Annotated in this window: 20 protein-coding genes; 11 read left to right on the top strand and 9 right to left on the bottom strand. The window is 67.1% G+C overall.

Features of this window, described 5'->3' with window-relative positions:
- Positions 1-38 precede the first annotated feature (38 nt).
- Positions 39-548 (top strand): ATP-dependent zinc protease, encoded by a 510-nt coding sequence (locus IB255_RS11520; RefSeq protein ID WP_081519643.1) that lies wholly within the window; start codon positions 39-41, stop codon positions 546-548.
- Here IB255_RS11520 and mdtD read toward each other — a convergent pair whose 3' ends face one another.
- Positions 549-1,985 carry a multidrug transporter subunit MdtD gene (gene mdtD, locus IB255_RS11515; RefSeq protein WP_081519644.1) on the bottom strand — a complete coding sequence of 479 codons (1,437 nt, stop codon included), beginning with the start codon at positions 1,983-1,985 and terminating at the stop codon, positions 549-551. It lies immediately after the preceding gene.
- Between the two features lie 286 nt (positions 1,986-2,271).
- Here mdtD and IB255_RS11510 point away from each other — a divergent pair, with 286 nt between their 5' ends.
- Positions 2,272-2,814: a DUF2780 domain-containing protein gene (locus tag IB255_RS11510; protein WP_081519645.1), complete on the top strand. Its 543-nt coding sequence runs from the start codon at positions 2,272-2,274 to the stop codon at positions 2,812-2,814.
- A gap of 97 nt (positions 2,815-2,911) precedes the next feature.
- Complete coding sequence (locus tag IB255_RS11505; protein ID WP_192210392.1) at positions 2,912-3,496, top strand: DUF2780 domain-containing protein; 585 nt, start codon at positions 2,912-2,914, stop codon at positions 3,494-3,496.
- 6 nt (positions 3,497-3,502) lie between these two features.
- Here the strand turns inward: IB255_RS11505 and IB255_RS11500 are convergent, their stop codons facing one another.
- Positions 3,503-4,387, bottom strand: coding sequence for an acyltransferase (locus tag IB255_RS11500; protein WP_081519647.1), 885 nt, complete (start codon positions 4,385-4,387; stop codon positions 3,503-3,505).
- Between the two features lie 134 nt (positions 4,388-4,521).
- On the opposite strand from IB255_RS11500, the gene IB255_RS11495 reads away from it, so the two are divergent.
- The 5 genes from IB255_RS11495 (at position 4,522) to IB255_RS11475 (ending at position 9,182) form a co-directional block, all read left to right on the top strand.
- Positions 4,522-5,058, top strand: coding sequence for an ATP-dependent zinc protease (locus IB255_RS11495; protein ID WP_081519648.1), 537 nt, complete (start codon positions 4,522-4,524; stop codon positions 5,056-5,058).
- A 65-nt stretch (positions 5,059-5,123) separates the two neighbouring features.
- Positions 5,124-5,813: a two-component system response regulator CreB gene (creB, locus tag IB255_RS11490; protein WP_081519649.1), complete on the top strand. Its 690-nt coding sequence runs from the start codon at positions 5,124-5,126 to the stop codon at positions 5,811-5,813.
- Positions 5,813-7,231 carry a two-component system sensor histidine kinase CreC gene (gene creC, locus IB255_RS11485; RefSeq protein WP_081519650.1) on the top strand — a complete coding sequence of 473 codons (1,419 nt, stop codon included), beginning with the start codon at positions 5,813-5,815 and terminating at the stop codon, positions 7,229-7,231. Before creB ends, creC begins: the two co-directional genes overlap by 1 nt.
- A gap of 200 nt (positions 7,232-7,431) precedes the next feature.
- Positions 7,432-8,874, top strand: a complete 1,443-nt coding sequence (gene creD, locus IB255_RS11480; protein ID WP_081519651.1) for a cell envelope integrity protein CreD — start codon at positions 7,432-7,434, stop codon at positions 8,872-8,874.
- 11 nt (positions 8,875-8,885) lie between these two features.
- Entirely contained in the window at positions 8,886-9,182 is a 297-nt protein-coding gene (locus IB255_RS11475) for a hypothetical protein (RefSeq protein WP_081519652.1), read from the top strand.
- Between the two features lie 293 nt (positions 9,183-9,475).
- Here the strand turns inward: IB255_RS11475 and IB255_RS11470 are convergent, their stop codons facing one another.
- Entirely contained in the window at positions 9,476-10,099 is a 624-nt protein-coding gene (locus IB255_RS11470; RefSeq protein WP_081519654.1) for a glutathione S-transferase family protein, read from the bottom strand.
- Positions 10,100-10,130: 31 nt separating this feature from the next.
- Complete coding sequence (locus IB255_RS11465; protein ID WP_081519655.1) at positions 10,131-11,096, bottom strand: SMP-30/gluconolactonase/LRE family protein; 966 nt, start codon at positions 11,094-11,096, stop codon at positions 10,131-10,133.
- A gap of 81 nt (positions 11,097-11,177) precedes the next feature.
- Between IB255_RS11465 and IB255_RS11460 the strand changes: the two genes are divergently transcribed.
- Positions 11,178-12,035, top strand: a complete 858-nt coding sequence (locus IB255_RS11460) for a protein phosphatase 2C domain-containing protein (RefSeq protein WP_081519656.1) — start codon at positions 11,178-11,180, stop codon at positions 12,033-12,035.
- Positions 12,036-12,165: 130 nt separating this feature from the next.
- Here IB255_RS11460 and IB255_RS11455 read toward each other — a convergent pair whose 3' ends face one another.
- The 3 genes from IB255_RS11455 to IB255_RS11445 all read right to left on the bottom strand — a co-directional run bounded on the left by IB255_RS11455 (position 12,166) and on the right by IB255_RS11445 (position 16,281).
- On the bottom strand, positions 12,166-14,574 hold the full coding sequence (locus IB255_RS11455; protein WP_081519657.1) for a TonB-dependent siderophore receptor: 2,409 nt from the start codon (positions 14,572-14,574) through the stop codon (positions 12,166-12,168).
- A 244-nt stretch (positions 14,575-14,818) separates the two neighbouring features.
- Positions 14,819-15,781 (bottom strand): FecR domain-containing protein, encoded by a 963-nt coding sequence (locus IB255_RS11450; RefSeq protein ID WP_081519658.1) that lies wholly within the window; start codon positions 15,779-15,781, stop codon positions 14,819-14,821.
- Complete coding sequence (locus tag IB255_RS11445; protein ID WP_412548100.1) at positions 15,778-16,281, bottom strand: RNA polymerase sigma factor; 504 nt, start codon at positions 16,279-16,281, stop codon at positions 15,778-15,780. The genes IB255_RS11450 and IB255_RS11445 overlap by 4 nt, the downstream gene beginning before the upstream one ends.
- 187 nt (positions 16,282-16,468) lie before the next feature.
- Here IB255_RS11445 and IB255_RS11440 point away from each other — a divergent pair, with 187 nt between their 5' ends.
- Positions 16,469-17,221 carry a glutathione S-transferase family protein gene (locus tag IB255_RS11440; protein WP_081519660.1) on the top strand — a complete coding sequence of 251 codons (753 nt, stop codon included), beginning with the start codon at positions 16,469-16,471 and terminating at the stop codon, positions 17,219-17,221.
- On the opposite strand, the gene IB255_RS11435 is transcribed toward IB255_RS11440, so the two are convergent.
- Entirely contained in the window at positions 17,222-18,097 is an 876-nt protein-coding gene (locus IB255_RS11435) for a LysR family transcriptional regulator (RefSeq protein ID WP_081519661.1), read from the bottom strand.
- Positions 18,098-18,193: 96 nt separating this feature from the next.
- Here IB255_RS11435 and pcaD point away from each other — a divergent pair, with 96 nt between their 5' ends.
- Complete coding sequence (gene pcaD / locus IB255_RS11430; protein ID WP_081519662.1) at positions 18,194-18,991, top strand: 3-oxoadipate enol-lactonase; 798 nt, start codon at positions 18,194-18,196, stop codon at positions 18,989-18,991.
- A 46-nt stretch (positions 18,992-19,037) separates the two neighbouring features.
- Here pcaD and IB255_RS11425 read toward each other — a convergent pair whose 3' ends face one another.
- Positions 19,038-20,567 carry an NCS1 family nucleobase:cation symporter-1 gene (locus IB255_RS11425; protein ID WP_081519663.1) on the bottom strand — a complete coding sequence of 510 codons (1,530 nt, stop codon included), beginning with the start codon at positions 20,565-20,567 and terminating at the stop codon, positions 19,038-19,040.
- Positions 20,568-20,616 lie beyond the last annotated feature (49 nt).

The raw sequence follows: 20,616 nt of genomic DNA, 5'->3' as shown, positions 1-20,616 counted from the left end.
CCTATAGTGCCGCCATAGCCTTTCCGGAGCCGCCATCCATGCCATTCACCTTCCGCCTGCTGCTCGCCGGCCTGCTCATTCCGGGCAGTGTCCTTGCCGCCGACGCCCCCGCGCAGCCCGCTACCTGGGGCTGGGTGGAAACGCTCATGCTGATGCCCGAGCAGGCGCCGCTCAAGGCCAAGCTGGACACCGGCGCGCAGACCTCGGTGATGGACGCGCGCAACATCGTCCGGATCAAGAAGAACGGCGAGCGCTGGGTGCAGTACGACGTGATGCTCACCGACCCGGCCACCGGCAAGGAAGAGCGCCTGCCCTTCGAGCGGCGCGTCGAGCGTGTGCTCAAGTTCAAGAACGAGAGCGGCGTCGAGCGCAGCCCGGTGGTGCTGATGGATGTGTGCCTGGGCGGCAAGGTCTACCGTGAGCAGTTCACCCTGCGTGACCGCCAGACCCTGGACTACCCGGTGCTCCTCGGCCGCCGTACCCTGGAGCACCTGGGTGCAGTGGACGCCTCGAAGACCCAGACCGTCGCGCCCACCTGCAAGCCCTGATCAGTGCTCGTCGACGCCATGCTCCGGCTCGACCCGGCGTGGCGTGGTGCGACCGTCGTCGGCATTGAGCTGGAAGAAGATCGCCGCCGCCAGCATCGAGAGGATGCCGACGCTGAAGTAGGTCGCGTGGAAGGCTGACAGCACGTCGCCCTGCGCACTTTCCTGGTCGCCGTTGAAACCGCCCAGCAGCGCCGCCGCGCAGGCGATGCCCATGCCGATGGACAGCTGCATGACCACCGAGAGCAGGCTGTTGCCGGCGCTGGCGTTGTCATCGCGCAGGTCGATCAGCGAGAGGGTGTTCATCGCGGTGAACTGCAGCGAGTTGATCCCGCCCAGGACTGCCAGTTGCACCAGCAGCAGCGCGTAGGGCGTGTTCTGGTCCACCAGGCCGAGGCTGGCGATCATCGCGCCCAGCAACAACGTGTTGCCGACCAGCAGCTTGCGGTAGCCGAACAGGTCCAGCAGTGGTCGCGCCAGCGATTTGATGACCATGGCCGCCAGCGCCATCGGGATCATGGTCATGCCCGCCCGCGACGGCGAGAAGCCCAGGCCGATCTGCAGCAGCAGGGGCGTGAGGAAGGGCAGGGAGCCGCTGCCCAGTCGGGCGAACAGGTTGCCCAGGACGCCCACAGCGAAGGTCCGCGTGGCGAACAGCGAGGGCGGGAACAGTGGCGCTTCGATGCGCAGCGCGCGCAGCCAGTAAGCCGCCAGCAGCACCAGTCCGCCCACCAGCAGCAGGACCACGCGCACGTGGGGCATGTGCAGCTCGCCCAGCCCCTCCAGGGCGATGGTGATCAGTACCATGGCGCCGCCGAACAGCAGGAAGCCGATCGAGTCGAAACGCGTTGCGCGCACGCCGCGCAGGTCCGGCATCAGGCGCAGGGCGACGATGAAGCCGACCAGCCCCACCGGCAGGTTGATCAGGAAGATCCAGTGCCAGCTGGCGTACTCCACCAGCCAGCCACCCAGGGTCGGTCCGGCCAGTGGACCGAGCAGGCCGGGGATGGTGACGAAGCTGAGGATGCGCACCAGCTCCGTGCGCGGGTACACGCGCAGAATCACCAGGCGCCCCACCGGCATCATCAGCGCGCCGCCGATGCCTTGCACCACGCGGGCGCCGACCAGGGCGCCGAGGCTGGGCGAGAGCGCGCAGAGCAGCGAGCCGAGGCTGAACAGGAAGATCGCGAAGAGGAATACCCGGCGGGTGCCGAAGCGGTCGGAAATCCAGCCGGAGGAGGGGATCAGCAGCGCTACCGTGAGCAGGTAGGCGATCACCACGCCCTGCATGCGCAGCGGGTCCTCTTCCAGCGAGCGGGCCATGCTGGGCAGCGCGGTGTTGAGGATGGTGCCGTCCAGGGCCTGCATGAAGAAGGCGATGGCCACCAGCCAGGGCAGCAGGCGGGCCACTCGGGGCGTGAGGATGAAGGGTTCGCTCATGGTCGGTCCGTCGGGCGGGGATGGCTCTAGCTTAGGGAATCTTTGCCGATCGCGGGGAAAATCGCCGCGGCAGTGGCGAGACGATTCTCCCTCGTCGCCAGCCGGAGTGATTGGACGAATGACCTTTCATTGCCGGCAGGCCAGGAGTTCCCTGGCGCGGCCCCACGACGCCGGACATTTATGTCCCTGTGAACGGAGCGCGTTTTTCCTCCGCTGCGCCTTCCAGGGCGGAACAATGGCCCTGCCTCCCGGTCGATATGGCGTCCGGAACCCCCAGGAGACAGCGATGTCCGTCAAACCCCGTGTCACCCTAGCACTGGCCGCCCTGCTGGCGACTTCCTCCGCGTTCGCCTTCAACCTGGGCGATGCCGCCAAGGCGGTGTCCGGCGCGACCGGCGCCGACACCTCGCGCGTGGCATCCACGCCGCAGACCAGCGGCCTGCTCGGCGCCCTGACCGGCCAGCTCGGCGTCAGCGACGAACAGGCGCTCGGCGGTACCGGCGCACTGTTGGGCCTGGCGAAGAACAAACTGAGCACCGCCGATTACTCGCAGCTGGCGAAGACCGTTCCCGGCCTCGACAAGCTCACCGGCAGCAATGCCCTGGGCGGCCTCGGTGGCCAGCTTGGCGACCTGGGTGGCGGCGCTTCCAGCGGCCTGCTGGGCAACGTCAGCAGCATGGGCGACGTGAGCAAGGCCTTCGGCGCGCTGGGCATGGACCAGGAGATGACCGGCAAATTCTCCAGCGTGCTGCTGGATTACCTCGGCAAGCAGGGCCTGAACAGCAACCTGCTCGGCACCCTGGGCAGCCTCTGGGGCACCGGCGCCTGATATCCGCCAGCCGGCGCGGAACCGCCGCGCCGCGCCCCGGTCCTATCGACGATCCGGCCCCGCCCTGGGGCCGGACATCCGTTTTCCGGAGCCGTCGATGCCCACCCGTTCCGTCGTCTTCCTGGCCGCCTGCCTGGCCGCCTGCCTGGCCGCCTGCCTGGCCGTTTCCCCCGTGTTCGCCGCCACCTTCACCGACACCAGCGAGCCCACCACGCAGGCGCAGAGCGTGCCGCCGGCCGCCAGTGCGCTGCTGGGCAACCTCACCAGGCAGCTGGGTGTCAGCGAGCAGCAGGCCATCGGCGGCACCGGCGCCATGCTGGCGATGGCAATGAACAGCCTGAAGGAAACCGACACGGCGCAACTGCAGAAGTCCCTGCCGAACCTCGACCAGCTCGCCGGCAACAGCTCGCTGGGCGATCTGGGCGGGGCGCTGGGCGGTTTCGGTGGACTGGGCAACGCCGCGGCGCTGCTCGGCGGGATCAACAACCTGCAGGACGTCGACCAGATCTTCGGCGTGCTGGGCATGGACCAGTCGATGATCGGCCGCTTCGCCGGGGTGATCCTCGACTACTTCACCGAGCAGGGCCTGAGCAGCCAGTTGCTGGGGACGCTCGGCGGACTCTGGGGCACGCCGGCGGCCCCGCTGACGCCGGCTGTGCCGGTCGCCGGACGGGGCGCGTAGGGAGCGTCAGAACTCCTGGCGCAGCTGTTCGATGCGCGCATCCTTTTGCTCCCACAACTGCGACACCCAGTGCTGCACGTACTGGCGGAATTCCGGGTCGTTCTCGTAATCGCCCTGCCAGAGCGCGGGGTCGATCTCGCGCGCCTGGATATCGACGATGACGCGCGGCACGCGTCCGCACAGCAGGTCCCAGAAGCCCGGTCGCGGGCCCTTCGGATAGACCAGGGTGACGTCCAGCAGGGTGTCCAACTGCTCGCCCAGTGCCGCCAGGACGAAGGCCACGCCGCCGGCCTTGGGCTTGAGCAGGTTCTGGTAGGGCGACTGCTGCTGGGCCTGCTTGGCCGGGGTGAAGCGCGTGCCTTCGAGGTAGTTCACCACGGTCACCGGCATGCGCTTGAACTTCTCGCAGGCCGCCCTGGTGATCTCCAGGTCCTTGCCCTTGAGCTCCGGGTGCTTGTCCAGGAAGGCCTTGCTGTAACGCTTCATGAAGGGGTAGTCGAGCGCCCAGAAGGCCAGGCCGAGGAAGGGCACCCAGATCAGCTCCTTCTTCAGGAAGAACTTGAAGTAGGGCGTCTTGCGGTTGAACGCCTGCACCAGCGCCGGAATGTCGACCCAGGACTGGTGGTTGCTGATCACCAGGTAGGAGGTGTCGCCGCGCAGCTGGGCGGCGCCGCGGATGTCCCACACGGTCGGGGTCATCAGGGCGAAGATGGCCTTGTCGATCTCCGCCCAGGTCTCGGCGATCCACATCACCCCGCGTGAGCAGGCGTCCTTCGCGGCCTGGCCGGGGATGACCAGCTTGAGCAGCGCGATCAGCATCATCGGCCCGATCAGGATCAGGGTATTGAGCAACAGCAGGAGGCTGGCGATGACGCCTTTGACTGCCGGCATGGGGTCCATTCCTTGTGCGACGGTGGCGCGGCCATGATACGCAGACAATTGTCCCGGCCCAAGCGGCGCGGGTATGGCGAACCAATGGCTGCCGTGCTAGTCCTATGCGACGTAATCCACCCCGGAGATTTCGCGTGAAACGCGCCCTCGCTCTGCTTTCGCTTCTCTCTGTGGCCGGCATCGCACTGCCCGGCCTCGCCCTGGCCGCCGAGACCAAGCTCTACGGCCGCTACGAATGGGTCAGCCTGCCCGAACTCGACCAGACCCTGCAGGCCAAGATGGACACCGGCGCTTACACCTCGTCGCTGTCGGCCAAGGACATCCAGATCTTCCAGCGTGACGGCGAGGACTGGGTGCGCTTCAAGCTGGCCACCAAGGACGGCGGCGACTCGGTGTACGAGCACAAGCTCTCGCGCATCTCGAAGATCAAGAACCGCACCGAATCCGCCGGCGAGGACGAAGAGGAAGAGGCCAGCCCCGGCCTCAGCCAGCGCCCGGTGATCGAGCTGCCGGTGTGCCTGGGTGGCGACCAGCGCACCATCGAGGTCAACCTCACCGATCGCAGCCACTTCAACTACCCGTTCCTGATGGGCACCAAGGGCCTGCGCAAATTCCACGTCGCGGTGGACCCGGGCGAGCGCTTCGTCGCCGGCAAGCCGAGCTGCTCCTGATCCTCGATTGACGCGGCGCGGGGCATGATGGACCCTTCCGGAACTTTCCCGGGAATCGGAATCCCATGCCCCACATCCTCATCGTCGAAGATGAAGCCGCCATCGCCGACACGCTGCTCTATGCCCTGCAGGCCGAGGGCTTCGAGACCACCTGGCTGAACCTCGCCGGCCCCGCCCTCGAACGCCTGCAGCGTGACGCATTCGACCTGGTCATCCTCGATGTCGGCCTGCCCGACATCAGCGGCTTCGAAGCCTGCAAGCAGCTTCGGCGCTTCTCCGAGGTGCCGGTGATCTTCCTCACCGCGCGCAACGCCGAGATCGATCGCGTGGTGGGCCTGGAGATCGGCGCCGACGACTATGTGGTCAAACCCTTCAGCCCGCGCGAGGTCGCCGCGCGGGTGAAGGCCATCCTCAAGCGCACCGCGCCGCGTGAAGCGCCGGCTACGACAGCCGCCGGCAACGGCCCGTTCGAGGTGGACGAAGAGCGCTTCCAGATTCGCTACCACGGCCACTCGCTGGCCCTGACCCGCCACGAATTCCGCCTGCTGCAAACGCTGCTGGCGCGCCCCGAACGGGTCTTCAGCCGCGAGCAGTTGCTCGATGCGCTGGGCGTCGCCGCCGACGCCGGCTACGAGCGCAACGTCGACAGCCACATCAAGAGCCTGCGCGCCAAGCTGCGCCAGGTCGTCCCCGCCGCCGAACCGATCCAGACCCATCGCGGCCTGGGCTACAGCTACGCGCCGGACAAGAGCTGATGCGCCTGTCGCTGCGGATCTTCCTGGTCTACTTCTTCTTCGTCGGGCTGACCGGCTGGTTCGTCCTGCGCACGGTTATGGACGAGATTCGCCCCGGCGTGCGCCAGTCCAGCGAAGAGACGCTGGTGGATACCGCCAACCTGCTGGCCGAGATTCTCCAGGCCGACGTGAAGAGTGGCACCCTCGACCAGAGCCGGCTGCCCGACATGCTCCGCGCCTACGGCGCGCGCAGCCCGCGGGCCGACATCTGGGGCGTGAACAAGACGGCGGTGAACCACCGCATCTACGTCACCGATGCGCGCGGCATCGTCCTGCTGGACTCCCTCGGCAAGGCGGTGGGCCAGGACTATTCGCGCTGGAATGACGTCTATCGGACGCTCAACGGCGAGTACGGTGCACGTTCCAGCCGCGAGTCGGCGGACGATCCGGAGTCCTCGGTGATGTACGTCGCCGCGCCGATCCGCGACGGCGAAAAGATCATCGGCGTGGTCTCGGTCTCCAAGCCCAACCGCACACTGCAGCCCTACATTGACCGTTCGCAGCGCCGGTTGGCGTGGCTCGGTGCCGGGCTGATCGTGCTCGGCCTGCTGGTGGGCGCGGGGCTGTCCTGGTGGCTGAGCCGCTCCCTGGATCGCCTGACCCGCTACGCCCAGGCGGTGAGCGAGGGCCGGCGCGCTGAGCTGCCGCGCTACCGCGGTGGCGAGATGGCGCAGCTGGCTGGCGCGGTGGAGCGCATGCGCGTGCAGCTGGAGGGCAAGGATTACGTCGAGCGCTACGTGCATACCCTGACCCACGAATTGAAGAGCCCGCTGGCGGCGATTCGCGGAGCGGCGGAACTGCTCGAAGGCGAGATGCCTGCCGAGCAGCGTGCGCGCTTCGTCGGCAACATCGCCGGGGAGAGTGAGCGCCTGCAACAACTGATCGAGCGCCTGCTGAACCTCGCCCAGGTGGAGCAGCGCCAGGGACTGGAGGAGCATGTGCCGGTGGCGTTGCACGAGCTGGCGAATGAGCTGATCGACGAGCGCATGGCCCGTGTGCAGGGCGTGCAGCTGGAGAACGCGATTCCCCAGCAGGCATGCGTGGTGGGCGAGCGTTTCCTGCTGCGCCAGGCGCTGGGCAACCTGCTGGACAATGCGCTGGATTTCACCCCGGCCGGTGGCGTGATTCGCTTCGATGCGCAGCCTGACGGCGAAGGCTGGCGTGTGGAGTTGTGCAACCAGGGCGAAGCGATTCCGGAGTTCGCCCTGCCGCGTCTGACCGAGCGTTTCTACTCGCTGCCGCGCCCGCTGAGTGGACGCAAGAGCACTGGCCTGGGCCTCAACTTCGTCGCCGAGGTGGCTGCGCTGCATGGCGGTGAGCTGAGCGTCGAGAACATCGAGGGTGGTGTGCGCGCGAGTCTTTCGTTGCCGCAGGGGTAGAACATCGGCAAGGATCGCCCGCGTCGGGAAGTTCGACGCGTCCTGCAGGGGCGCCCCATGGGCGTGATCGCGGGCATGGCCCGCTCCTACAGGTCGCGCCGCCGCCACATAAAACCCACACAGTCTCCACACTCCGCCCCGAGCGTTCCCACGCGCGGGCCCCAGGCTTGCTCCGTCGTCCACCTACGGAGAAGCCTTCGATGAATCGCCACCTCGGCATCAAGCTCGGCGCCATTGCGCTGCTGATCGTCCTCTTGCTGATACCCCTGCTGATGATCGACGGCCTCGTCGACGAGCGTCAGAACTACCGCGACGAAGTCCTTCAGGACATCGCCCGCAGCGCCAGCTACAGCCAGCAGCTCACCGGCCCGCTGGTGGTCGTGCCCTACACCCGCACCATCCGTGGCTGGCGCCTGGACAAGGCGAGCCAGCAGCGCGTGCTGCAGGAGCGCGAGGTGCGCGGGCGGCTGTACTTCCTGCCGGAAGTCTTCAGCCTCGATGGGCAGATGCGCACCGAGCTGCGCCATCGCGGCATCTACGAGGCGCGCCTGTTCCATGCCGAGAGCCAGGTCAGCGGCAGCTTCGTTCTGCCGGCCAACTACGGCATCACCAGCGACCTGGGCAGCTACCGTTTCGACGACCCGCTGCTGGCGGTGGGCATCAGCGACGTGCGCGGCATCGAGAACGCACCGAAGCTGAAAGTCGGTGACGAACTGCGCGACTTCCAGCCGGGCACCCAGAGCCAGTTCCTCGGCAACGGCGTGCATGCGGTGTTGCCACTCAAGGCCAGCGATCACGAGCAGCGCTTCGACTACGCCTTCGAACTGTCGCTGCTGGGCAGCAGCCGCCTGGACATCACCCCGGTCGGCCGCGACAGCCAGGTCAACCTGGTCTCGGACTGGCCGCACCCCAGCTTCGGCGGCGAGTTCCTGCCCACCGAACGCAGCGTCACCGACCAGGGCTTCAGCGCACGCTGGCGCACCAGCTTCTTCGCCACCAACCTGGAGGACCAGCTGCGTGCCTGCACCGCGCCGGCCCAGGCCGATGTCGCCCGTGCGGTCGAAGCGGTCGACCCGGATGCCTCCCATGCCAGCTCGGCGGAGTGCAGCGAGTTCGGCCAGCACCGCTTCGGCGTGGCGCTGGTGGACCCGGTGGACCAGTACCTGAAGACCGACCGCGCGGTGAAGTACGCGCTGCTGTTCACCGTCCTCACCTTCGCTGGCTTCTTCCTCTTCGAAGTGCTCAAGCGCCTGTCGGTGCACCCGATCCAGTACGCCCTGGTGGGCATGGCGCTGGCGCTGTTCTACCTGCTGCTGCTGTCGCTCTCCGAGCATGTCGGCTTCGAGCTGGCCTACCTGCTGTCCGCTGGCGCGTGTGTCGGGCTGATCGGCTTCTACCTCTGCCACGTGCTGCGCAGCCTGTGGCGCGGAGCCGGGTTCAGCCTCGGGCTGGCCGGGCTCTACGGGATGCTCTACGCGCTGCTCAGCGCCGAGGACTACGCGTTGCTGATGGGTTCGCTGCTGCTGTTCGGCGTGCTCGGTGGCGTGATGGTGCTGACCCGTCAACTGGACTGGTACGGCATCGGCAAGCCCCGCGCAGACGACCTGGAATTTTCCCTGGAAGACGTGCGCGTGCAGCGCTGAGGAGAAGACAAATGCCCAACCTGATGCGTTTTTCCCTGTGTCTGTTCGCCGGCCTGCTGGTCAGTGGCCTGTGCCTGCCGGTGCTGATGCTGCTCGGCCGCTTCGACTGGATCGCCCTGCTGGTGGCCACCGGCAAGCCCCTGGCGCACCTCGCGCTCTTGCTGCCGGGCGAGCTGTGGACGCAACTCACCGGCGTCGAGGACGCGGCGAACAATCCCCATGTGCGCTCCTTCCTGGAGATGTGCATGGGCGTGGCACAGCTCGGCCTGCTGCTGGCGTTGCCGATCTACCGACTGGGGAAGAAGTGATGAGTGCCTGGAGCGGATTGCGCGAGGAGCGCGAAGTGGGCCGGCGGCTGGCGCGGCAGATCGCCGGGTTGTTCGAGCAGGGGCTAAAGCGGCGAGTGGTGCGCGATGAGCGGTTTGAGCGCAGGGTAGTGCGGAGGTCGGTAGCTCACCGTGGTTTCTGGCGCGGAGCCTTCCCCCTCACCCCAACCCTCTCCCAGAGGGAGAGGGGGCTGGGGGGCGCCGGCTGGCGAGTGTGGCCTGCGCCTGAAAGCTCGATTAGCCGGAGCTGGCGTTGTTCTCTGTAGCGGCGAGCGTCAGCCCGGCACCGTCGCCTGCATCGACGGCCGCTGTCTGATCTCGGCGAACCACCGGGCCAGCTGTGGGTGGTCGGCGCGCCAGTCCCAGTGCGGCTGGCGGAAGTCCAGGTAGCCCAGGGCGCAGGCCACGCCGATGGCGGCAATGTCGAAGCGCCCGGCCAGTTCGGCGTGGGCCGGGCCATCGAAGTAGGCGAGGGTGCGGACGATCTTCAGCTGCTGGTTGTCCAGCCACTGGTCCCAGTGTTTTTCCTGCGGGCGCATGGCGGTTTCGTAGCGGATCAGCACGGCCGCATCGAGCACCGCATCGGCCAGCGAGGCGAGGGTGAGGCGACGCCAGCGCGCTGCGCCTTCGCGGGGAATCAGCGGCTCGCCGGTGTGCTGCTGGTCGAGGTATTCGAGGATCACCCGGCTGTCGTGCAGGCTCTGGCCATCGGCCAAGTGCAGGGCGGGAATCTTGCCGGCAGGGTTGTCGTGCAGCACGCCGGCGTCCGGCGCGATAGGCGTGTGGACGGCGGCGTACAGCTCCACAGATTCGACCTGGCCGGTCTCGTGCAGCAGGACCATGACCTTGCGCACGAAGGGCGAAGCGGCGGCGTGGAACAGGACGGGGCGGGTACTCATCGACAGCAACTCCTGGGGTTCGGTCATCGGTTCAATCGCGGATCAGCACCAGGCGATCGGTGCCGGATTCGGCGCCCCACACTTCGCCGGGGCGGCCAAGCAGCTGGCGGACGTTGGCGTTTGCGTGGTCGCTGGGGAAGGCCGTGAACTTCTCGCTCTGCGGGTCGAAGCGCAGCAGCGCATTGGCGGAAAAATCGCTCAGCCATACCTGGTCCATGGCATCGACGTAGACCGCATAAGGCTGCGGATGATCGCCCGGCAGCTTCCAGGTTTTCCACTGGTTGTCGCTGGGATCGAAGCGCGCGAGGCTCCCGGCGTTCCACTGGCTGACCCAGAGTCGCCCCACGGAATCTGCCCAGAGCCGGCGCGGGCCGCCGTCCTTGTTTGGCGTATCGAAGGGGGTGGCGCTCCCTTCGATGCCGTCGATCTGGCCGATGTAGTTGCCCGCCAGCGAGGCGTACCAGAGGCCGCCATCCGGAGCCACTGCGATGCCGTACGGGCCCTTGCCGCGTGGCGCCGGCCAGACCTTCAGGTCGCGGCTGTCCGGGTCGAGACGACCGTAGAAACCGTTCTGCCCGGTGAACCACAGCACGCCGTCGTCATCGAATACCGCAGTGTTGAGGTTGGCGTTGGCCGCCTCCTTGGGCAGCGGGATGACTTCCACCCCCAGGCGCTGCGCATCCACATGGACGATGGCGTTCTGGCCGCTGTCGGTGATCCAGGCGTCGCCGTCGCCATCGGCAATCACGCCGTGGGGGCTGGAACCCTTGCCCAGGCTGATCTGTTCGGTCTGCCCGGTCTGCGGATCGAGCCGGCCGAGCACGCCGAGCTTCTGCGCGGTGTACCAGACCTTGCCGTCCTCGGTGGGCGCTACATCGTGCGGGCCGGAGCCCTTGGGCAGGTCGAAGTACTTCACCTCGGCGGCATGGGCGCCGGTGGCCAGCAGCAGGCCGGTCAGGAGCAGGCTGCTCAGGGGACGGGACAGGACGCGAAGCATGGGGCTCTCCTTGGCAGGGTCCGGAATCAGGTGAGACTGTACGCCGGTCAGTGTGGCCGACGAAACGAAGGAGAAGGGCTTGTGACGACGATTTCCGTACGCGGGGCGGCCTGCCGCCAGGGTTCGCCGGTGAACGACGATGCCATCGGCTACACCGCGCAGGCGGCCTGGGTGCTGGATGGTGCGACCAGTCTCGGGCAGGGGCTGGTGGGTGGCGAGAGTGACGCGCGCTGGCTTGCGCAGAGCGCCAATGCGCACCTGCAGCGCTTGCTGGAGGAGCAGCCGTATCGACCGACCGACGAGCTGCTGGCGCAATTGCAGGCGGGCATCGCTGCGGATTTCCAGCGTGACTCCGGCGTGGCCGTGAGCCTGGATCTCAACCTGCCCACCGCTTGCCTGAGCCTGCTGCGGGGGCTGGGCGACGGCTCGCTGGAGTTGCTCAATCTCTGCGATACCTGCATCCACCTGGCCTGGGACGATGGCCGCGTCGAGAGCTTCGGCGACACGCCGCTGGAAGAGATCGATCGCCAGTCGGTTCAGCGCCTGCTGGCGCTGCGCAAGGCGAATCCGGACTGGAGCCATGCGCAACTCTGGCAGGCCAGTCGCGAATGGGTGCGGCGCAACCGTGCGCTGGCCAACACGCCGGAAGGCTACTGGTGCCTCGACCCGAGCGAGCGCTGGATTCCCCACGTGCAACGCCGGGTGCTCGACCCTGCGGGGCTGAAGGCGTTCATGCTGGTCACCGATGGCTTCGACCGGTTACTGGATTTCCGTCGCTACGATCTGGATGCGCTGTTCGCAGCATTGCCTGAGCGGGGCGTAGAGGCGCTGATCGATGAACTGCGCGCGCTGGAAAGCGCCGATGACCAGGCGCTGGATTATCCGCGTCTGAAGATCCATGACGATGCGAGCGTGGTCTGGGGAGAAGTGGTGCGTTGAGCAGGGCCCGCGTTGCGCGGGCCACCGGGAGCGTAGGGCGAATAACCTGGAACAGGTTATCCGCCGTTGTGCCGGCGGATAACGCTGGCGCGTTATGCGCCCTACGGGTGCCTGTGGCGCTGCGTGGGCGTCAGAACTTGTAGTTGACGCTGGCAACCACGTTGCGACGGTCGCCGTAGTAGCAGTAGAAGCCGTCGCAGGTGGAGATGTATTCCTTGTCGAATACGTTGTTGGCGTTCAGCGCGACGTTCAGGCCGTTGAGGCTGTTGTCGAGGCGGCCGAGGTCGTAGTGCACCGCAGCGTCATAGAGGGTGTAGGAGCCGGTGTCGCCGTCAGACTTGTCGCGCACGTAGCCCATGCTGCCGATGGCGATGTTGTGGGTCTCGCCGACGTAGCGGGTGCCGAAGCCCAGGCCGAAACCGTCGAGCAGACCGTCATGCCAGGTATAGTCGGCCCACAGCGAGGCCTGGTTTTCCGGGGTGAGCGGCAGCGGACGGTTCTTGTCCAGCGGATTGGCGACCTTGGTCATCTTGCTGTTGGCATAGGTGTAGGCGGCGGTCACCTTGAGGTTCTCGTTGACGTTGCCGACGGCCTCCAGTTCGAAGCCGCGGACCTGCGCTTCACCCACCGGGCGGCTGATGAAGTCGCTGCCGGTGAGGACGATGTTCTTGCGGGTCAGGTCGTAGACGGCGGCGCTGAGCATCAGGTCGGTGCCCACTGGCTGGTATTTCACGCCCAGTTCGTACTGCTTGCCGGTGCTCGGCTCGAAGGCCGCGCCGTTGGTGCCACCGGCTTCGGTCTGGAACGACTCGGCATAGGACACGTAGGGCGCCACGCCATTGTCGAACACGTAGCTGAGTGCCGCGTTGCCGCTGAAATTGCTGTCGCGGCGGGTATCGGTAGCGCCATCGGCGTTATAGAACTTCGAACCGGTGTGGGCCCAGTCCTGGCGTCCGCCGAGGGTCAGGCGCCAGTTGTCGAGGGCGATCTGGTCCTGCGCGTACAGGCCGGTATCGCGCATCTTCTGGTTGTAGTCGTTGTACGCGGTGTAGACGACGTTGCTGAAGTCCTGGCCGTAGATCGGCTTGCTGATGTTGCTGGTCGGCGCGGCGCCGTACAGCCACTTGTAGTTGGTGTTGGCGCGCTGGTGATCCAGGCCCAGCAGCAGGGTGTGCTTGAGCGGGCCGGTGGAAAAGTCGGCCTGCAGATTGTTGTCGATGGCGAACTGGCTGATGTCTTCGTCGACCACGTTGGCGCCACGGGACAGGGTGCCGTCGTCGGCCACCGAGGTCGCGCTGCCGCCGGCGGTGATGCCCTGGAAGGACAGGTCGCTCTTGGTGTAGCGCAGGTTCTGACGGAACTGCCAGACGTCGTTGATGCGGTGCTCGAAGGCGTAGCCCAGGGCGTAGTAGGTCTTGTCGTAGAACTCCCAGTCCGGGTCACCGAGGTTCTCGTGGTACTTCACCTCGCCTGCCGGGGTGGACAGCTTGGTGCCCTGCAGCGGCAGGAACTGGCTGGTGATGCCGGTGTCGTCGCGGTTGAACTGGGAGAGGAAGGTCAGCTTGGTGTCTTCGTCGAAGTTCCAGGTCAGGCTTGGGGCAATGTTGTAGCGCTTGTTGTCGACGTGATCGACCTGAGTGTTGCTGTCGCGCACCACACCGCTGACGCGGTAGAGCAGGTTGCCGGCATCGTCGACCTTGCCGGTGCTGTCGAAGGAAATCTGCTTGTGCTCGTAGCTGCCGACCTGCAGTTGCACTTCATGGCTGCTCTCGGCCTCGGGGCGGCGGCTGGTCATGTCCAGCAGGCCGCCGGGCGGGGTCTGGCCGTAAAGCGAGGACGCCGGACCGCGCAGCAGGGCGACGCGCTCCAGGTCCCAGGTTTCCAGCTTTGGCATCACGTAGGAGCCCTTGGGCAGCGGCAGGCCGTCGAGGAACTGGGTCGGTTCGAAGCCGCGCACCTTCAGCCATTCGGCGCGGGTGTCGTTGCCGTAGCTGCTGGCGATCACGCCGGGCATGTAGCGTACCGCGTCGTCCAGGCTCTGCACGTTGCGGTCCTGCATCTGCTCGCGGGTGGCGACGGAGATGGAACGCGGGGCTTCCAGCAGCGGGGTGTCGGTCTTGGTGCCGGCGCGGGTGCGGGTGGCAAGGTAGCCGACGGTCGGGCCGTCCGGGTCTTCCTGGGTGCCGCTGATGGTAGTGGCCGACATCGACAGGGTGTCGCTGGGCACCGGGCGCAGGCTGTAGCTGCCCGATTCGCTTTCCACCAGTTCCAGCCCGCTGCCCTGCAGCGCCTGGCGCAGCGCGCCGGCGGCATCGTAGCGACCCTGCACGGCGTGTGCGCTGCGGCCCTGGGCCAGCGCCGGGTCGAGGCTCAGCGACAGGCCGGCTTCGGCGGCGATGCGGTTGAGGGTGCTGGCGAGCGGGCCGGCGGGTACCTGGTAGTCACGCACGGCTTCGGCGGCGACGGCCGAAGAGGTGGCCAGCAGGATAGCGGTGGCCAGCAGGCAGGGGCGGAGCGACAGTTCGAACGGGCGGCGCATTGAAAACGACTCCTGAATGAAAACGTTTCTCGATGCCTCCTTGCCGGACGAGAATTGAAAAGTGATAGGGCTGGGTGAAAATAATTTTGCGGATTGAACCCCCTCAGTTCGGCAGGTTCTTTCTGGGCCGGTCCTGATCTGATCGTCCGAGCTGGGCTTCTCTCTCCCTAACCCTCTCCCTTCAGGGCGAGGGCGGGGGAGAGGGCCGCGGCCGCGCAGGATTTCCGTGAGGGCACGGGCTTTCTCAGCCGCGCGGCACCACGCGCGACCACCACTGGCCGTGCTTCTCTATGCGCACCGGCAGCGTCGGCTCCAGCGAGCTGAGCGCCAGGTCGATGTTCTTCAGCGGGAAGCTGCCGGTGATGCGCAGGTTCGCCAGCGCCGGATCCACCGCCAGGTAGCCGGGGCTGTAGCGCGCCAGCTGGTCGATCAGCTCGCCCAGGCGGACGTTGTCCACCACCAGCATGCCGTGGGTCCAGGCATCGGCAGTGGCGCTGTTGGCCTCTAGCGCGCCGAATCCATCGGCGCGCACACGCACCTGCTGGCCCTGGTTGACCACGCGTTCATCCGGCAGTCGCTCCGGGCGTGCGGCCACGGCGGACTGCAGGACGCTCAGCAAGGTGCTGTCGCTGTCGTCGCGCTCCACCAGGAAGCGCGTGCCGAGGGCGCGCAGGCGGCCTTCGTCGGTTTCGACGATGAACGGGCGGCTGTCGCCGTGGGCGGTCTCCACCAGGATTTCGCCGCTGAGCAGGACAATGCGCCGCTGCTCGGCGTCAAAGCGCACATCGACGGCGGTGCGGCTGTTGAGCACCAGCCGGGTGTTGTCCGGCAGGCGCAGTTCGCGTTGCTCGCCGGTGGCTGTCACCAGGTCGGAGAAGGCATAGCGCACCGGCGTGTAGCGGTTGCCGACACCCAGCGCCAGCGCGCCGACCAGCAGCAACGACAAGCCGGTGCCGGCCAGGCGACGGACCTTGCGCCGGGATTCGCCCGGCGAGCGCAGCAAGGCGTTGCGTGCCGCCTTGGGCGCGGCGCCGGCGAGGCTGCGGTCGAGCATGCCCAGCTGGCTCCAGGCGCGGGCGTGTTCGCTGTGGGCCGAGTGCCAGCGGGCAAAAGCGGCTTCATCGTCCGGACGCGATTCGCCGGAGCCCAGGCGCAGCTGCCAGCTGATCGCCTCGTCCAGTATCTGCAGGGAAACCGGTCCCTTCACGTCGGCTCGCCGTACAGCGCGATGTAGCACTGGCGCAGGCCCTGGGCGATGTACTGGCGCACGCGCGGTACGGAAACGCCCAGTTGCTCGGCGATTTCGGCGTGGCCCAGGCCGTCCAGGCGGTTGAGCAGGAAGGCGCTGCGCGCGCGGGTGGACAGCTTGCCCAGCAGACGGTCGATCTCGCGCAGGTCGGCGAGGATCAGGCAGTGGTCTTCGGCGGAGGGCTGCACTGCTTCGGGCAGGCATTTCAGTTCGTCGAGGTAGGCCTGTTCCAGCGCCACGCGGCGCCAGTGGTCCACCAGCAGGCCCTTGGCGACGGTCACCAGGAAGGCGCGCGGTTCGCGCAGGGAGGGCAGCTCGCGACGGCCGAGCACGCGAACGAAGGTGTCCTGGCTCAGGTCTTCGGCGCGCTGCGGACAGCCCAGACTGCGATTCAGCCAGGCAGTCAGCCAGTCGCGGTGATCGCGATACAAGGCGCCAACGAGTTCGCCGCTACCCATCTGGATGGCCGACAAGCTACTCCCCCAATGATCTCGAATGGGATCAAGTTAAAAAACGATAACCATTCGCAAATGATCGCAAAGTGCAGTCATGCGCGCAATTGGCACCCGTCGGCTTTTGCTGCCGGTCGCCCGCTTTTCGGCGTCGTTCTACAATCGGACGACCCTTTTCGCGGAAAGCCTCGCCATGTCCGACCCTGTGCTGATCATCGGTTCCTTCCTCTCGCCCTATGTGCGCAAGGCGCTGGTCCTGCTGGAAATGAAGGGCGTCGATTACCGCGTCGACTCCGTCGTGCCGTTCTTCGGCAACGAGGCCTTCGAGCGCCTCAGCCCGCTTCGCCAAGTGCCGGTGCTGGTGGACGGCGAGCTGGTGCTGAACGACTCCTCGGTGATCTGCCAGTACCTGGAAGAGCGTTATCCACAGCCGGCGCTCTACCCGGCGGATATCGCCGATCGCGCCCGTGCGCGCTGGATCGAGGAATTCGCCGACAGCCGCATGGGCCAGGTGTTGATCTGGCAGCTGTTCGACCAGTTGGTGATCGGTCGCGGCGTGTGGGGCCGTGAGCCGGACGCCGCCGTGTTGGAGAAGACCTACCAGCACGACCTGCCGGCAGTATTCGATTATCTGGAGGCGCAGTTGCCGGAGAACGGCTGGTTGTTCGGTGAGCTGTCCATCGCCGACATCAGCGTCGCCTGCTTCATGCGCAACGCGCAGTTCGCCCGCTACGAGCTGGATGCCCGGCGCTGGCCGAAACTGGCGGCCATGCTTGCCGCGGCCTTCGCGCTGCCGGCGTTCCAGAAGCTCAACCAGTTCGAACGCGCCATCGCCCGCACGCCCATCGCCCAGCAGCGCGAGGCGCTGATTGCCGCCGGCGCGCCGGTCAGTGAAGTCAGCCATATGCGCGAACAGCCGGTGCGCGGGCCGATGAGCCGCAGCTGATCAGGCCTGCTGCAGAAAGCTCCAGAGTCGTTGCGCGACCGGGCCGTGGGCGCGGTCGCGCAGGCGCGCGGCGACCAGCTCCTCGCGACGGCCGGGCAGGTGGGGGCCGCTGAGATCGCGCAGGCGACCGTCGGCCAGCTCCTCGGCAATCAGGTGGCGCGGCAGATGGCCCCAGGCGAGGCCGTGCAGCAACAGCTCCTTCTTCATCGCCTGGTCCGGCACCGTGCATTGCGGCGCACCTTCCAGGGTGAAGAAGTCCACCGGCGGCGAGTGCCGGGCGCTGTCGCGCATCACGCACTGGGTGAGCGAACGCAGGTGCTCCGGGCGGAGGTCCGTGATGTCCGTCAGCAGCCCCGGCGCTATCACCGGGATGAAGTCCACTTCGCCCAGGTCCAGCCACTCCAGGCGTGGGTCGGCCTTGTCCACGCGGTGCAGGACCAATTCGGCCTCGCCATCGAGCAGCCGCTCCAGTGGCCCGCTGACGCTTTCGAAGTACAGCTGCAGCCGCGTGCGGGGTTGCGTGGCGAAGAAGCGTGCAAGCTTTTCCAGCAGGGCGGGGCGCGGGCAGAAGTCGCCGAGCACCACCCGTAGTTCGCTTTCTTCACCGGCTGCCAGGTGCGCAGCGTGGTCGCGCAGGCTGCCCAGCTCGCGCAGCAGGCCTCGGGCGCGGCGGTGGAAGGATTCGCCGGCGGCGGTCAGCGCGACGCGGTAGCCGCTGCGGTCCAGCAGCTCGAAGCCGAGCTGGCGTTCCAGGCGGGCCACGGCGGCGAAAACCGCCGGGTGAGAACGATGCAATTGCTGGGCGGCGGCCTGGAAGCCGCCGGCTTCGACCACCGCGTCGAAGCACTGCAGGTCGTGCAGGGTGAAGTCGTGCATGTCAGCTTTCCTGACAGAGATCGTCAGGTCTTTGTAATTTCTTCCAGAGCGCGCTGCAACTAGCCTCGTCTCAACCCCACTTGAGGAGAGGCTGCCATGAGCCCGCTGCACTATCTGACTACCCGCGACAACGCCCGCATCGCCTATCGCCTGGACGGCCCCGCCGAATGCCCCCTGCTGGTGCTGTCCAACTCCATCGGCACCGACCTGCACATGTGGGACGGGCAGGTCGCTGCGTTGAGCGAACACTTCCGCGTGTTGCGCTACGACGCTCGCGGGCACGGCGCCTCCAGCGTTCCCGCTGGTCCCTATTCACTGGCGCGGTTGGGAGAAGACGTGATCGAGCTGCTCGATTCGCTCGGCGTTCAGCGTGCGCATTTCCTCGGCCTTTCCCTCGGCGGTTTCGTCGGCCAGTGGCTGGCGCTGAATGCTCCGCAGCGCATCGGGCGACTGGTGCTGGCGAACACCTCCGCCTGGCTCGGGCCGCAGGATCAGTGGGATGAGCGCATCGCCGAGGTACTGGCGGCGGAGGATATGCAGGGCACTGCGGCGACCTTCCTCGCCAACTGGTTCCCGGCAGCCTGGCTGGATTCGCGGCGGCCGGAGGTGGAGCCGTTCCGTGCCACGCTGCTGGCGACCAACCGACATGGGCTGGCCGGCTCCTTTGCTGCTGTGCAGGAAACCGATCTGCGCAGCGCCTTGCGTGACGTGCGCCTGCCCATGCTGGTGATCGCCGGTCAGTTCGACACGGTGACCGCCGCGGACCACAGCGAGCTGATAGCCCGGGCGATCCCCGGCGCGCGCCTGTTCACGCTGCCGGCGGTGCACCTGTCGAACATCGAGTTTCCCCGCGAGTTCGAAGGGGCGGTGCTGGATTTCCTGCTGGCGCCCTGAACGAACAAGGCCGCCCGAGGACGGCCTTGTCGTTTGTCCACAAGCATCAGTGATGTGCAGCATCCACCGCGATGGGCTCGCCGGAGACGTCCGCGTAGCGGCGCTTGCGATCGGCCAGGGTGTAGTGGATCAGCGCGCCGAGGCCGGCGCCGAAGAACCAGGAGAACTGCGACAGCGCATCGAACGCCGGAATCAGTGCCAGCACGATGGCGATCAGCGCTGCCGGGACGAACGCCGCCACGGCGCGCAGGTTCACGCCGCCGCTGTAGTGGTAGCTGGCGTCGCGGCTCTCGCTGTACAGCTCGGGCAGGTTCACCCGGCTGCGGCGCACCAGGTAGTAGTCGGTGACGATGATCCCGTACAGCGGGCCGAGCAGCGCGCCCAGGCCGCCGAGGAAATACACGATCACCGCCGGGCTGTTGTACAGGTGCCAGGGCAGGATCAGCACCGCGATGGTGGCGCTGAGCAGGCCGGCGCGCCGGAAGTTCAGCAGGTTCGGCGCGAGGTTGGTGAGCACGTAGGCCGGGGCGACGAAGTTGGCCATGATATTCACCGCCACGGTGACGATCAGGAAGGCCAGGCAGGCCAGCACCAGGCCGAAGGTGTTGGGGATCGCGGCGACGATTTCCGTGGGGTTCTGCACGAGCTTGCCGTCGATGCTGAACTGCGCGCCGGCCAGCACCACGGCGATCAGCGCGAAGCCCAGCATGTTCACCGGCAGGCCCCAGAAGTTGCCGACGCTGATGGTGCGGCGGTCCGGGCAGTTGCGGGTGAAATCGCAGAAATTCAGGATCATGGTGCCGTACAGCGAGACCCACAGCGCGGCGGCGCCCAGGACTTTCAGCCACATGGCCGAGCCGGTCGGCGCGTTGCCGCTGGACCAGGAGATCGACAGGCCGGCGCGCCAGTACATCCAGCCGGCGAGGCTGGCGAAGGCCACCAGAATGATCGGGCCGGCGAAGGATTCGTAGCGGCGCACCATCTCCATGCCGTAGGCGAAGATCACCAGCTGCACGCACCAGATGCCGAGGAAGGTGATCCAGCCGAGGGTCGACAGGCCGAGAATCGAGTCCTGGTCGTAGGCCGCAAGGCTCGGCGCGATGGCGCTCAGCAGCACGCGCAGGACCACCGAGGCGAGGTAGGTCTGGATGCCGAACCAGGCGATGGCGATCACCGCGCGGATCAGCGCGGGCACCTGCGCGCCGTGGATGCCGAAGCTGATGCGGCACATCACCGGATAGGGCAGGCCGGTCTTCTGGCCCATGTAGCCGGACAGGTTCATCAGGCCGTAGATCACCAGCGCGCCGAGGGCGAAGGCGGCGAGGATCTGCGCGCCGCTCATGCCCAGCGCGAAGAGGCCGATGGCGAAGGAATAGTTGGCGATGTTGTGTACATCGTTGGTCCACAGCGCGAACAGGCTGTAGCGCCCCCAGTTGCGGCCGGCGGCCCTGGTCGGGGCCAGGTCGGCGCTGTACAGGCGCGGGCTCAGGGTTGGCGCGGCAGTCTTCGCGCAGGCCGCGCCATCGACAGGTTGGATAGGGGAAACGCCGGACAGGTGGGTAGGGCTGGAGTTCATGGGCTGCTCGGTTTGTATGCACGGCTTTTTGTGGTTTGTGTGCAAAGCC

The organism is Pseudomonas sp. PDM22 (assembly GCF_014851965.1).
Lineage (GTDB): Bacteria > Pseudomonadota > Gammaproteobacteria > Pseudomonadales > Pseudomonadaceae > Pseudomonas.
Note: the sequence above shows the minus strand (reverse complement) of the source record. Positions and strands in the feature narration are given on the sequence as shown.

What these genes read in the sequence shown, in the direction of transcription:
- IB255_RS11445 (WP_412548100.1), bottom strand. Translation starts at nt 16,281, where the DNA reads ATGGGTAGCGGCGAACTCGTTGGCGCCTTGTATCGCGATCACCGCGAC.
- IB255_RS11475 (WP_081519652.1), top strand. Translation starts at nt 8,886, where the DNA reads ATGCCCAACCTGATGCGTTTTTCCCTGTGTCTGTTCGCCGGCCTGCTG.
- IB255_RS11520 (WP_081519643.1), top strand. Translation starts at nt 39, where the DNA reads ATGCCATTCACCTTCCGCCTGCTGCTCGCCGGCCTGCTCATTCCGGGC.
- creD (WP_081519651.1), top strand. Translation starts at nt 7,432, where the DNA reads ATGAATCGCCACCTCGGCATCAAGCTCGGCGCCATTGCGCTGCTGATC.
- pcaD (WP_081519662.1), top strand. Translation starts at nt 18,194, where the DNA reads ATGAGCCCGCTGCACTATCTGACTACCCGCGACAACGCCCGCATCGCC.
- IB255_RS11500 (WP_081519647.1), bottom strand. Translation starts at nt 4,387, where the DNA reads ATGCCGGCAGTCAAAGGCGTCATCGCCAGCCTCCTGCTGTTGCTCAAT.
- IB255_RS11425 (WP_081519663.1), bottom strand. Translation starts at nt 20,567, where the DNA reads ATGAACTCCAGCCCTACCCACCTGTCCGGCGTTTCCCCTATCCAACCT.
- mdtD (WP_081519644.1), bottom strand. Translation starts at nt 1,985, where the DNA reads ATGAGCGAACCCTTCATCCTCACGCCCCGAGTGGCCCGCCTGCTGCCC.
- IB255_RS11465 (WP_081519655.1), bottom strand. Translation starts at nt 11,096, where the DNA reads ATGCTTCGCGTCCTGTCCCGTCCCCTGAGCAGCCTGCTCCTGACCGGC.
- IB255_RS11440 (WP_081519660.1), top strand. Translation starts at nt 16,469, where the DNA reads ATGTCCGACCCTGTGCTGATCATCGGTTCCTTCCTCTCGCCCTATGTG.
- creC (WP_081519650.1), top strand. Translation starts at nt 5,813, where the DNA reads ATGCGCCTGTCGCTGCGGATCTTCCTGGTCTACTTCTTCTTCGTCGGG.
- creB (WP_081519649.1), top strand. Translation starts at nt 5,124, where the DNA reads ATGCCCCACATCCTCATCGTCGAAGATGAAGCCGCCATCGCCGACACG.
- IB255_RS11470 (WP_081519654.1), bottom strand. Translation starts at nt 10,099, where the DNA reads ATGAGTACCCGCCCCGTCCTGTTCCACGCCGCCGCTTCGCCCTTCGTG.
- IB255_RS11455 (WP_081519657.1), bottom strand. Translation starts at nt 14,574, where the DNA reads ATGCGCCGCCCGTTCGAACTGTCGCTCCGCCCCTGCCTGCTGGCCACC.
- IB255_RS11510 (WP_081519645.1), top strand. Translation starts at nt 2,272, where the DNA reads ATGTCCGTCAAACCCCGTGTCACCCTAGCACTGGCCGCCCTGCTGGCG.
- IB255_RS11505 (WP_192210392.1), top strand. Translation starts at nt 2,912, where the DNA reads ATGCCCACCCGTTCCGTCGTCTTCCTGGCCGCCTGCCTGGCCGCCTGC.
- IB255_RS11435 (WP_081519661.1), bottom strand. Translation starts at nt 18,097, where the DNA reads ATGCACGACTTCACCCTGCACGACCTGCAGTGCTTCGACGCGGTGGTC.